Annotated in this window: 10 protein-coding genes; 2 read left to right on the plus strand and 8 right to left on the minus strand. The window is 66.0% G+C overall.

Features of this window, described 5'->3' with window-relative positions; translation table 11 throughout:
- The first annotated feature begins 1 nt into the window (after position 1).
- Positions 2-1,045, plus strand: a complete 1,044-nt coding sequence (gene gmd, locus FAZ98_RS16980) for a GDP-mannose 4,6-dehydratase (protein WP_158952472.1) — start codon at positions 2-4, stop codon at positions 1,043-1,045.
- Positions 1,032-1,982, plus strand: a complete 951-nt coding sequence (locus tag FAZ98_RS16985; RefSeq protein WP_158952473.1) for a GDP-mannose 4,6-dehydratase — start codon at positions 1,032-1,034, stop codon at positions 1,980-1,982. The genes gmd and FAZ98_RS16985 overlap by 14 nt, the downstream gene beginning before the upstream one ends.
- Positions 1,983-2,095: 113 nt before the next feature.
- Here FAZ98_RS16985 and FAZ98_RS16990 read toward each other — a convergent pair whose 3' ends face one another.
- The 8 genes from FAZ98_RS16990 to FAZ98_RS17025 are packed head-to-tail and all read right to left on the minus strand — an operon-like array spanning position 2,096 to position 12,092.
- Positions 2,096-3,259, minus strand: coding sequence for a glycosyltransferase family 4 protein (locus tag FAZ98_RS16990; RefSeq protein ID WP_158952474.1), 1,164 nt, complete (start codon positions 3,257-3,259; stop codon positions 2,096-2,098).
- A gap of 28 nt (positions 3,260-3,287) precedes the next feature.
- Positions 3,288-4,526, minus strand: a complete 1,239-nt coding sequence (locus FAZ98_RS16995; protein WP_158952475.1) for a glycosyltransferase family 4 protein — start codon at positions 4,524-4,526, stop codon at positions 3,288-3,290.
- Positions 4,523-6,046: an O-antigen ligase family protein gene (locus FAZ98_RS17000; protein WP_233272790.1), complete on the minus strand. Its 1,524-nt coding sequence runs from the start codon at positions 6,044-6,046 to the stop codon at positions 4,523-4,525. Before FAZ98_RS17000 ends, FAZ98_RS16995 begins: the two co-directional genes overlap by 4 nt.
- A 2-nt stretch (positions 6,047-6,048) precedes the next feature.
- Positions 6,049-7,194, minus strand: a complete 1,146-nt coding sequence (locus tag FAZ98_RS17005) for a glycosyltransferase (protein WP_158952476.1) — start codon at positions 7,192-7,194, stop codon at positions 6,049-6,051.
- Between the two features lie 37 nt (positions 7,195-7,231).
- A complete protein-coding gene (locus FAZ98_RS17010) occupies positions 7,232-8,167 on the minus strand; it encodes a glycosyltransferase family 2 protein (RefSeq protein WP_158952477.1) in 936 nt (311 codons plus the stop codon).
- 16 nt (positions 8,168-8,183) lie between these two features.
- Positions 8,184-10,412, minus strand: a complete 2,229-nt coding sequence (locus FAZ98_RS17015; protein WP_158952478.1) for a polysaccharide biosynthesis tyrosine autokinase — start codon at positions 10,410-10,412, stop codon at positions 8,184-8,186.
- A gap of 58 nt (positions 10,413-10,470) precedes the next feature.
- The gene (locus FAZ98_RS17020; protein ID WP_158952479.1) at positions 10,471-11,646 is read right to left on the minus strand and encodes a polysaccharide biosynthesis/export family protein; all 1,176 of its coding nucleotides are present in this window, start codon (positions 11,644-11,646) and stop codon (positions 10,471-10,473) included.
- Positions 11,643-12,092: an arsenate reductase/protein-tyrosine-phosphatase family protein gene (locus FAZ98_RS17025; protein ID WP_158952480.1), complete on the minus strand. Its 450-nt coding sequence runs from the start codon at positions 12,090-12,092 to the stop codon at positions 11,643-11,645. Before FAZ98_RS17025 ends, FAZ98_RS17020 begins: the two co-directional genes overlap by 4 nt.
- Positions 12,093-12,097 lie beyond the last annotated feature (5 nt).

A 12,097-nucleotide genomic window follows, 5' to 3' on the forward strand; every position in this document is an offset into this window, starting at 1 on the left:
CATGAACGAACGACGCAAAGCCATCATCACCGGCGTGTCCGGCCAGGACGGTGCTTACCTCACGCGCCTTTTGCTCGACAAGGGCTACCACGTGACCGGCACGTACCGCCGCACCAGCTCGGTCAACTTCTGGCGCATGAGCGAACTCGGAATTCTCGATCATCCCTCCCTCGAACTGGTCGAGCACGATCTCACCGACGCGGGCTCGACGATGCGTCTCGTCGAGCGCGCCAAGGCGCAAGAGGTGTACAACCTCGCCGCGCAAAGCTTCGTGGGCGTGTCGTTCGATCAACCGGTCACCACCGCCGAAGTCACGGGCATCGGCGCACTCAATCTGCTCGAAGCGATTCGCGTGGTGAATCCGCGCATGCGCTTCTATCAGGCTTCGACCTCCGAAATGTTCGGCAAGGTGCAGGCCGTGCCGCAATGCGAGGACACGGCGTTTTATCCGCGCAGCCCTTATGGCATCGCCAAGCTGTTCGCCCACTGGTCGACGGTCAACTATCGCGAGTCCTACGACATCTTCGCGACGAGCGGCATTCTCTTCAATCACGAGTCGCCGCTACGTGGCCGCGAATTCGTGACGCGCAAGATCACCGACGCCGTGGCGAAGATCAAGCTCGGCAAGCAGAACATGCTCGAACTCGGCAACCTCGACGCCAAGCGCGACTGGGGTTACGCCTCCGAATATGTGGAAGGCATGTGGCGCATGCTGCAAGCCGATGAACCCGACACCTACGTGCTCGCCACGGGCCGCACCGAAACCGTGCGCGATTTCGTGAAGATGGCCTTTTCCGCCGCGGGCTTCCAGCTCGAATGGTCAGGCAAGGGCGAGCGCGAGACCGGCATTTGCGTGGCCACGGGCCGCAAGCTCGTGAGCGTGAGCCCGCGCTTCTATCGTCCCGCCGAAGTCGATCTGCTGATCGGTTCTGCCGAAAAGGCGCGCGAGAAACTCGGCTGGCAGCCGCAAACCACGCTCGAACAACTTTGCCAGATGATGGTCACGGCCGACCTCACGCGCAACGAACGCCATGACACGTTCTGATAACCCGGCTCCTTCGAAGCAGCCGCACGCGCTCATCACGGGTATCGGCGGCTTCACCGGGCGCTACATGGCCGCCCGCCTCGCGGCGGACGGCTATCGCCTCTGGGGCACCGTGCGTGACAACGAACACGTGCCCGAGGGCGTCACGCCGCTCGCCGCCGATCTGCTCGACACCCAGTCGCTCGCGCATGCCGTGGAAGCCGCGCAGCCCGATGTGGTCGTGCACCTCGCCGCCGTGGCCAACGTCGCGAGCAGCGATGTCGCGCGCACCTATGTGGTCAACGTGGTCGGCACGCGCAACCTGCTGGAGGCGCTCGCGAAGCAGCGCAAGACGCCGCGCGCCGTGCTGCTCGCGAGCAGCGCCAACGTCTATGGCAACGCCACCAACGGCGTGATCGACGAAACCGTGGCGCCGCAACCGGCCAACGACTACGCGGTCAGCAAACTCGCGATGGAGTACGTCGCGAAGCGCTGGAACGACACGCTGCCGATCATCGTTGCGCGGCCGTTCAACTACACCGGCGTGGGCCAGACGGTCGACTTCCTGATCCCGAAGATCGTCGAACATTACGCGCGGGGCGAAGAGCGCATTTCGCTCGGCAATATCCACGTGGCGCGCGACTTCTCCGATGTGCGGGATGTCGTGGACAGCTACGCCAGACTGATTGCCGCCGCGCCGCGCGGCGCGACCGTCAACGTCTGCTCGGGCCGCGGCCATACGCTCGGAGCGTTGCTCGACATGCTGTCGCGCATTGCCGGTTACGACATCGACGTGCACATCGATCCGCGTTTCGTGCGCGCCAACGAAGTGCGCCAGCTCATCGGCTCGAATGCGAAGCTGCGCTCGGTGGTGGGCGACAGCACGCGCAAACGGCTCGAAGAGACCTTGCGCTGGATGTACGACGAAGCGCGCGAACGTCTGCTCGAAACGCAATGAAGGCGCGCGGGTTTTCACGCTCCGCGCGCCCTCCCTTCTTCACTTCGCGTTGCTGAAACCGCCGCCCTTTCGGGCGGCGTTTCTTTTGGCCGTTCCTTCGGCCTTTCGATCGTTCAATGCGCGGCGGCAATCGCTTCCGCGTACACACCGGCCACGCGCTTCGCGATCACGGCGTTGTCGAAATGCTCGCGTGCATACGCCTTGCAGGCGGCCTCGTCGGGCAGTTTGATACGGCCCGAGAGCGCCCCGGTGATGCCCTCGGCGATCGCTTCCGCACCCGTTGCCGGCAGCACGAGATCGGGCGACAGGCCCGCCACCGCTTCGGGCAAACCGCCCACCGGCGTCACGAGCACCGGCGTTCCGGCGGAAAGCGATTCGACCGTGATGAGCCCGAAGCCTTCGAGCGCGACCGTGGGCACGACGCTCAGCGTGGCCGCACGATACAGCGCCGGCAGATGCGCGTCGGGCACGAAGCCGAGCAGCTTGACGTTGTCGGTGAGATCGGCTTCGTCAATACGCTGCTGCAACTCCGTCTCGAGGCGCCCGCGACCCGCGATCAGCAGCAACACGTCGGGATGGCGCGTCTTCACGGTCTTGATCGCTTCGATCAGATCTTCCAGACCCATGCGGCGCACGAGGCGGCGCACCGCGAGGATGATCGGCCGCCCTTGCGGCAATTGCAGCTTCATGCGCGCTTCCGCCACGCTGCACGCGGGATCGAAATGCGCGGTGTCCACGCAGCCCGGCACGATGCGCACGCGCTCCGGCGAAATGCCGTAGCGCTTCGTGAGAATGTCGCCGAACGCCTTCGAGAGCACGATGAGCCGCGACGAGCGCTCGTACACCGACTGTTCGAGCGAATGTTTGATGCGTTGGCTCAACGTGGCCGCGCCTTCGACGAAACTTTCATCGGCCCACGGTCCCTGGAAATGCGAGACCTGCGGAATGCCGCGCGTGACGTCGAGACCCGGGAACGTGTAGAGCGCGAAGTGCGAGGAAATCACGTCCGGACGATGACCCGCGATCTCGCGGCGCAACGCGCGGCGCGCGTCCATGAGCCGGAACGGCAGCGAACGCGAAGCCGAACCGAAACCGTTGATCGCGCCGTTGCTGTCCTGCGCCACCTTGGGCGAACCGGCCACCACGCCGCGCACGTGCACGCCCGCGCCCGGCAGTGCGCCCACGAGCGAGTAATACATGCGGTCGAGGCCGCCCGCGCGTTCGGGAAACCAGTGCATGCCGATCTGTAGCGAATGGATGGATTGTCGTGTGGTCATCGCGTGTCCTTGTTCTGCACGAATGCGGTTATTCAGCGGAGATCCGCGCCGGCAACTGGCGCAGCGTCTGGCCACCCGGGAGGGTGGCGGCGAATGCGGGTTCTTCGCGGCTTGCGTGCCGGACGGCTTCGTTGGCGTCGCCCGCGAGTTGTCGATACAGCGCGATGTATTGCGCGGCCATGCGCGCCCAGCCGAACTGGCCCGCGAGGTCGGCGGCCGCCACGCCCATCGCGAGGCGGCGCGTGCGGTCGCTCGCGAGCGCGACGACAGCGTGCGCGAGCGCGGTCACGTCGTCGGGATCTTCGAGCACGATGCCGCACTCGGGCGTGATGATTTCCGCGCCGCCCGCCGTGCGCGCGGTGACCACGGGCAAGCCCGCCGCCATCGCTTCGAGCAGCGAGAGACTCATCGCTTCGTAGCGCGAAGGAAAGACGTAGGTGTCCACGGAACGCATCAACGTGGGCATATCGCTTACGAGACCGAGAAAATGCACGCGGTTCGCAATACCGAGTTCGCGCGCGAGCTCCGGATACGGGCTGCCCGGCAGATAACCGGCCACCGCCAGATGCACGTGATCGGGCATTTGCTTGAGCGCGTGCAGCACGGTGCCGAGATTCTTGCGCGGCGTGCGCAGGTCGCCCACGAACAGCAGCAGGAAGGCTTCGGCGGGCAAATCGAACTTCGCGCGGTCGGCATGCGCCGAGGCGAAGCCGCGCGTATCCACGCCGTTGTAGATCACGTCGAGGCGCTCGACCGGGTCGCCGCCCGAGTCGCGAATCTCGTCGGCGACCTTGCGCGAGACGGCCGCGATCACGCGCGAGCGCCGGTAAGCCCAGCGTTCGAGCACGGCGTTGGCGCGCGTATAGACGAATTGATACGCCGACCACACGCCACGCGTGAGTCCGAACGGATAGTACTTGCTGCGCGCCCAGCCGCCGTGCACGAAATGCGCCGTGTTGACGTCGGCGTGCGCCCACGTGATGAAGCCGTTCACATGCAGCACGTCGTATTCGCTGCGATGACGGCGCAGCCACAGCGCGCTCTTCAACGCGAACACCTGCTGGCGCAGCAGATTCGTCGGCCACCAGCGCGACGGCTTCACGCTCACCCATTTCACGTTGGGATGCGCGAGCATTTCCGGCGCGACATGCGATGCGATCAGCGTGACTTCGAATCCTTCGGCGAGCGCCGCGCGCGCGATTTCATGGTTGACGCGCCCCTGGCCGTCGTTATGGCGCACGACGTGCGTGACGATTGCGACTCTCACTCGGAGACCTCCCTGTTGAATGCCTGGCGTCGCTCCAGCTTGCGCCAATGCCCCGCGCTGAGAATGGAAAACACACTCGAAAAGAGCAGCAAACCGCCCGTGCCGACGAGTGAGTTCGTGAACACGAGCATGGCGAAAATCGATACGGCGAGACTCAGGCACGCGCACACGTAGCGGTCTTCCTGCATGCGGAACGACTCGCGCACGGCGCGCACGATCAGCCACAGCACGCCCGACATGTAGAGCAGCGTGCCGGGCCAGCCGAGCACGAACGGAATGTTCATCACGCCGCTGTCGAAGCTGCCGTATTTGCCCAGTTCGCCGTTGTCGCTCGAGAGCTTCGTCGAGGCGCCGGTGGCACCCATGCCTTCGCCCGTCACGTCGGTGAAGGCCGTCTTGGCGAATTCGGCGTAAAACTGGTTACGCGCTTCGTAGCTCTGGTCGTCGCTCAGATTGACGAGTGAATTCAGGCGCTGCTGCATGCGGTCCGCGACCGGCCCGAAGGTGAGCAGCGGCACACACACGCCCGCGAGCACGAACGCGCTGATGACGATACGCAAGCGCACCTTGTTGCTCGACTTCGCCAGTTGAATCAGCATGGCGATGGCCCAGCCGCCCCACGTGGAGCGCACCAGCGAAAGCGCGAAGGCGAAGAAGCCGAACGCCGCCGCGACCCAGCGCACGCGATGTTGCGCCGCCATCACCAGCACCATCGCGCCCATCATCGCGAACGCGAACGGCCCCGACGAATTCATCGTGCTGAACACGCGCACGCCGAGCGGCACGGGGTCGCCCTGGGAATTCATGTTCGAGCCGATCATCCACATCGCGTCCCACGGCGGCATGATGAAGAACTGCACGAGGCCGTACGCGCCCATCACGAGCATGCCGTAGATGAAGGTGTTGACGATGGTCTGACGGCACTCGGGATACTGGCGCGTGAGCACCATGATGTGAAAGCCGATCAGCAGCGGATACACCCAGTTGGCGAGGTCGTAGACGGCCGCTGCCGGGCCCGACGACATCACGCCCACCACGAACGCATAGGCGATGCCGAGCAGCGCCAGCAGCAGCGGCAAACCGCGCCGCTGCGCGAGCACCGGGTAATAGCGCAGCAGCGAAATGCCGCTGATCATCGTGACCGCGAGCGGCGCGACCTGAATCAGACTCGTGGGTGTGAAGCCGCCCTTGCCGTAGTCGGCGAGCCGGCGCACTTCGGGGCTCAGGAACCACAGCCACCACATGAAGCCGATATACCGCACCGGGTTCACGAAGTAGAGCCACAGCCCCGTGGCGATCGACAGCACCGGAAACAGCAGCGTGAGCGCGGAGCCCTGATGCGCGCCGATCAGCAGCGCCGTGACGAGCCACAGCGCGAGCGGCGGCAGCGTGTCGCGGCCCAGCGCGCGCCGCAATCCCGAACGCGACGCGGCGGCCGCGCGCGGCTGCGGCTGCGGCACGAAGCCAGGCTGCGGTAGCGGCGCGGAAGGGTCTTGAGCCCAGGCGGAGGACACGCGCATGATTACGTCCCGCGCGCGGCCACACCCGGCTCGCGCGGCGCCCTCGCCGTCACGTTGCCGATGCGCGGGTCGCGCTCTTGCAGCATCTCGCGCGTGAGTTGCGCATGCTGGCGTGCGAAATGCTGCGTCGTGAGATCGCGCGAGCGCAGTTGCTCACACGCCTCGCGCGCCTGTTCGAGCGTGCGCGCGGGATCGGCAACGAGCTTGTCGACGGCTTCGCGCAGTTGCTGCGGATCGAACGGCGCAACGTAGCTCGCGGCCTGGTCGTCGAAATAATCTTCGAGCGCGCCCACCTTCGTGGCGATCATCGGCTTGCCGAGCGCGGCCGCTTCGAGCATCACGGTGATCCCCGACGCATGCGTGTTCGGGCGCAGCGGCACCACGATGATATCGGCCCACTCGTAAAGCGTGTGCTGCTGCTGAATGCCCGAGACGCGCACGATCTCCACGTTGTCCGCGCGCGCGGAAGCGGGCATGCGCCGCCGCGTGGCGATACGCACCTGATAGCGCGCGTCGTTGCCGAGCGCGCTCACGAGCGTGGCCCAGTCGCGATCGCGGTCGTTGCCGATCGCGGCTACGCGCACGGGCTTATTGGGCTTCCAGTGCGACGGCGGACACAGCGGAAAGTCCGCCGTATTGAGGCCGTACAGCACGTGACGCGCTGCGCGGCCGAAGTACGTGCCGCATAGCGCGGCGTTCTCGCTCGCGAGCGTGGTGAGCAGATCGGCGCGCGCCAGCAGACGTCGATACATCGCGCGGCGCAGCGCGCCATAGCCGGGCCAGCGGTCGAGCAGCCACACGCTTTGCGCGAGCAGCAGCGGGCGCGTGCCGCCCTTCTTCGCGAGCATGAGCAGCACGAGCGCCACGGCGAGATGCTCCTGCTCCGTGTGCGTCCAGATGACGTCGGCGTCGAGAATCGCGCGGCGATTGCGCCAGGCGTGCAGGAAGTCGAACCCGAGCGCCGCCTTGAGCGCGCGGCGCGCGAAACGCACGGGCGCGGTCTCGCGCGAGTCTTTCGCGAAGTCGAGCGCGAACTCCGCGGATTCCGCGTGATGGTAGCCATACAGGCTGCCGATATTTTCGCCCTTGCGATAACGGCGCGGATCGGCGCCATAAAACAGATGGACGTGGACTTGCGTACCGCTCATTCAGGGTCCTCCGTGTAGTCTCGTGGGCGAGCGCGCATCAGGCCAGCGCGCCCAGGGCACGGCGCGCTTCGCGCGCGCCGCCGCGTACCGCGCGCCAGCGTGCGAACGCCGCGCCCGCCGAACCGCCGCGCAGCGCGCTCAGACCCGTATGCACCAGGCCGGGATACACGCGCGTGCCGACCAGTGCGTACCACCACCACGCCGTCTGGCGATGCAGCGGCGGCAAGTGGCCGAGCAGAATCCAGTGCAGATTGAAGGCCGCGTTGCGGATGGAGGCGAGCGTCTGCGCGTTGCGCGGATCTTCGCCGGGGCGCGGCGCCGGGAAATGATCGACGGCCACGAGCGGGTCGTACATGAGCTTCCAGCCCGCGCGCTTCACGCTCATGCTGAACGCCATGTCGTTGTGCGTTTGCGCGCCGCTCCCGCGCAACTGGCGATCGAATCGGCGCTCGCCGATGGCCTCACGGCGGTAGCTCATGTTGGCGCCCTTGAGCAGATCCACTTCGCGCGCGCCGCCCGTGCCCAGATGATGATTGCCGACGATGCGGCCCGAGCGCTGCAGCTTGCCCACGAGCGAGCGCTCGCCGTCGAGCACCTTGCCGCCTTCGTGCACCCAGTCGCGGCCGCCAAGCGCGCCCAGCAACGGGTCCGCCTCGAACGCGGCGGCGATGCGCGCAACCCAGTCGGCGCGCGGCGCGGCGTCGTCGTCGGTGATCGAGATCACGTCGCCCGTGGCGGCGTCGATACCGCGATTGAGCGCGGCCACCTGGCCCGGTTCGTCGACGATCGCCACGTCGACCTTGAGCACACGCGGCGTCACGTGCTCCGCGAGGCACGCATGCGTGGCCTCGTCGTCGGCGCGCGCCACCACCACGATCTGATCGGGCGCGCGCTCCTGGCGCAGCAGCGCCGAAAGGCAACGCGAGAGATCGTCAGGACGCTGATACGTCGGCACCAGCACGGTCACTTTCATGGTTCGCTCTCCTTCGTCACGCGCTCAGATATTCCTGGACGGCGTCGTAGCCATAGCCGTAGCTGCCGCGCGCACGCGCCGGCACCCCGTTGAAGATACCGCCCTGCACGCGCACGCCCGCATTGCGCAAACGCTTGAGCGTGTCGGCGAGTTCGCCTTCCGAATGCATGCCCGAACGCAGCACGAGGAATGTCGAGCCCGCATGACCGCCAATGATCGCGGCGTCGGTCACGGCGAGCACGGGCGGCGTGTCGATGAGCAGCACGTCGTAGCGCGACGCGAGCCCTTCGAGGTACTGCGAGAGGCGCGGCGACATCAGCAGTTCCGAAGGATTGGGCGGACGGCGGCCACACGAGATGAAGTGCAGGTTGTCCACTTCGGTCGCGCGGATCGCCTCGTCCAGCGCGATCTGCCCGGAGAGCAGTTCGGAGAAGCCGTTTTCCTGCGGGCCGCCGAGATGACGCTCGAGCGCGCCGCGGCGCATGTCGCCGTCGATCATCAACACGCGCTTGCCCGAACTCGCGAGCAGCACGGCGAGATTCGCGGTGAGAAAGCTCTTGCCCACACCCGGCACGGAGCCCGTGAACATGATCACGCGATTGCGCGCGTCCATCACGCTGAACTGCAGCGAGGTGCGCAGGCTACGCAGGCTTTCGACCGTGAGATCCTTCGGGCGCGCGTTCGCGAGCACTTCGCGCAGACGCGTGCCGCCGCGCAGCGGGCGCTTTTCGAGCACGGCCTGTTCGGTCGAGAGCGGCACGAGACCGTACACGGGCAGCTGGAACGAGCGCTCGATCTGGTCGGGGTCCACGATGCCCTTGAACATGTTGCGGCGCAGGAGCACGAAGCCCGTACCGAGAATCACGCCGAGCAACGAAGCGGCCGAGATGATGAGCAGCTTCTTCGGCTTCGACGGCTTGCCCGGACGCAGCGCCGGATCGACGATATGCACGTTGCCGCCAGTGCCCACGCGCTGCACCGAAAGCTCCTGAATACGGTTGAGCAGCAGCACGTAAATGTCCTCGGCCACCTTCGCGTCGCGTTGCAGCTGCACGGCCTTGACTTCGGTGGCGGGCAGATCGCGGAACTTGGTGTCGTACTTCGCGCGCTCGCCCTGCAATTGCGCGAGTTGCTGGCGCGCCGCGATCAGCACCGGATGCTGGTCGCCAAAGCGCTGCTGCAACGAAGCGATCTGCAATTGCAGCGCCGAAATCTGCTGCTCGTACTGCACGCTGCCGTCGAGATAAATCTTTGCTTCGTCGCTCGCGTTGATCGAACCCGACTTGCTTTGATACGCGGTGAGCGCGGCTTCCGCGTTCTCCAGATCGCCCTTCAGGCGCGGCTGTTCGCTGCGCAGGAAGTCGAGCATCTTGCTGGCGTCGGCCTGTTTCGTCGCCACGTGTTCACGCAGATACGATTCGGCCACGGCGTTGGCGACCGCCGCCGCGAGCGTGGGGTCGGTGTTTTCCAGCGAGATGTCGATGATGCCGGTCTGCTTGCCCTGCTCCTGCACCTGGACCGCGTTCTGGAACGCGCTGATCGCGTCCAGATCGTTCATGCGCACGACCGTGAAGCGCGTGCCGGGCCGCGCCGCGAGTTGCGTCACGAGCAGCGTCACGCCGCCGCCTTGCGCGGTTTGCCCCACGGTGCCTTCCACCAGACGCTGACCGTCGGGGCCCGTCACCGCATAACGGTTGTTGTCGAGCGCGGTGAGCGTGAGCTTCTTGCCTTCGAGCGCCGGCGTCACCTGCACCGAATCGACGTTGACGACCTCGCCGCCCCACGCGTAGCTCGACATGCCGAGCCACGGCCGCGAGGGCGTGCCGGGCGTGGCGAGCCGCGCCGCCAGATTGCCGAGCACCGGCAGCGTGACGGGCGACACCGAGAAGTTCAGCTTGAACTCCTTAACAACCGGTTCCACCACGCTGCGGCTCTTGATCATCTGGATCTCGGCGTCGGTGGGCAAGCTGCCCGCCGAAGACCCGCTGTTGATGTTGGCACCCGACTGCGTTTGCGTGAGCGCCTGCGACGTGTAGTCGGAAGGCTCCACGCGCACCTGGGTGTCGGCCGTGTAAGTCGGCTTGGCCACGTAGCAGTAGAACACGGCGATGGCGATGACCGCCGCCGCGATCGCGATGAGCCAGCCGATGTCGTCGATGATGACGCGCAACAGCTGGCCGAGGACGACGTCCTCTTCCTCGGTGCGGGCGGCCGTGGCCGCGTAACTATTCGCTTGTGTGCTCACGTTTCGATCCTTTCTGGGTGTTGCTCCGTCGTCTTCATGGAATGCCGATGCCGCGTGTTCAACGCGTGATCTGCTTCAGATAGAAGACGGTCTGGACAGTCGGCAGCACCTGCTGCAACACGCGGTTGAAGGTCGTCGAGGCGGCCGTGCCCACGTACACGACATCCAGCGGCTTCAGCTGGAATTGCGACGACAGCATGATCGCGTCGGGTTTGGTCATATCGAGGCGGTAGATATCGGGCTGCGTGGGGTTGTCCTTCATCCCGCGCATCACGAAGATCTGGCGCGGATTCGCGTCGGTATCCAGAATGCCGCCCGCCTGCGTGAGCGCGTCGGCGATCGTCAGGTTGCCGCGAATGAGCGCCGTCTGCATCGGCGTCTTCACTTCGCCCATCACGAACACGCGGCTGTCCGAACGGTCCGGCACGTTGATGATGTCGCCGTCTTGCAGCATGACGTTCTGCGTCGCGTCGCCCGAATCGAGCATGCGGTTCGCGTCGAGCACGTAGAGCTTGCCGTTGCGCGTGAGGCGCACGCGGTTGATGTCGGCGTTGTCGGTCGTGCCGCCCGAGCGCGTGATCGCATCGACCAACGTGAGCGGCACGTCGCTCATGGCGAGCGGACCCGGCGTCTTCACGTCGCCTGTGACCTGGATTTTCTGGCTGCGATACGCGAGCACGCGCACGTCCACCTGCGGATTCTTCACGTACGGCCCGAGACCCGAGGCGAGCCGGTCGCGCAACTGGCCCGGCGTCTTGCCCGCCGCCATGATGCGGCCGACGAACGGGAAGTAGATGGTGCCGTCCGAGGCCACCGTCTGACCGTACGGGTCCGCCTGACCCGGCAGCGCGCTCGTATAGGGTTGCGTAAGCGCCTGACCGACGGTCTGCGTAGTGTTGCCGCCCGTGGAGAACGTCGAGCCTTGCGGCGTCGACAGTTCGGGGTGGTCGTACACCGTCACGCCGAGAATGTCCTGCGGCGCGAGGTGGTAGACATAGTTGCTCGGGCTCGAGAATTTCGAAGGCGGCAGATCCTGCTTCGCCGCGGCCGCGGCCGCTTGTGCCTGCTGCATCACGAGCTGCGCATCGATCAGATGCACCTTGTATTGCTGCTGCGGCTGATTGCTCGGCTCTTCCTTGAGGCTGGACGTGTCGAGATAGTTGCCGGGCGCGGTGGCGCACGCGGAAACAAAGGCGCTCAAGGCCACTGCCGCCGTCAATTTCAGTTTGTTCATTGGCATATTCGGCTTAGCCATCCTTTAACCAGTCGATCCATCAACTCGAGACTGTCGCGATACGTGGCCTCGTCGAGACCGTGCGGATCGACGACGTCCGAGTTTTCCCAGTTGCCGAGCGCGTACACCTTGCCACGCGCAGTCGGCTCGATCCGCTCGACCTCGGGCACCTGCCGGCGCTCGGTCACGAGCACGAGATCCGCCGCACGGATGAGGCGGCTCGTGAGGCGGCGCGAACGATGCTCGCCCACCTCGACTCCGCGTTCCGCGAGCAAACGCTGCATGACGGGGTCCATGTCGTCGCCATCGCGCGCGCGCAAGCCCGCGGAATGAAACGACCCGTTGCCCGATGCGGCGTGTTCGCGAAGACGCGCGCGAAACAGCTGCTCCGCCGCCGGCGAGCGGCAAACATTGGCGTGGCAGACAATCAGCACGTCGTTGAACATGTTCG

This window comes from Paraburkholderia acidisoli (assembly GCF_009789675.1).
Taxonomy (GTDB): Bacteria; Pseudomonadota; Gammaproteobacteria; order Burkholderiales; family Burkholderiaceae; genus Paraburkholderia; species Paraburkholderia acidisoli.

Coding starts and splice junctions, on each gene's coding strand:
- FAZ98_RS17020 (WP_158952479.1), bottom strand. CDS start 11,646: ATGAACAAACTGAAATTGACGGCGGCAGTGGCCTTGAGCGCCTTTGTT.
- FAZ98_RS17000 (WP_233272790.1), bottom strand. CDS start 6,046: ATGCGCGTGTCCTCCGCCTGGGCTCAAGACCCTTCCGCGCCGCTACCG.
- gmd (WP_158952472.1), top strand. CDS start 2: ATGAACGAACGACGCAAAGCCATCATCACCGGCGTGTCCGGCCAGGAC.
- FAZ98_RS17010 (WP_158952477.1), bottom strand. CDS start 8,167: ATGAAAGTGACCGTGCTGGTGCCGACGTATCAGCGTCCTGACGATCTC.
- FAZ98_RS16990 (WP_158952474.1), bottom strand. CDS start 3,259: ATGACCACACGACAATCCATCCATTCGCTACAGATCGGCATGCACTGG.
- FAZ98_RS16985 (WP_158952473.1), top strand. CDS start 1,032: ATGACACGTTCTGATAACCCGGCTCCTTCGAAGCAGCCGCACGCGCTC.
- FAZ98_RS17005 (WP_158952476.1), bottom strand. CDS start 7,194: ATGAGCGGTACGCAAGTCCACGTCCATCTGTTTTATGGCGCCGATCCG.
- FAZ98_RS17025 (WP_158952480.1), bottom strand. CDS start 12,092: ATGTTCAACGACGTGCTGATTGTCTGCCACGCCAATGTTTGCCGCTCG.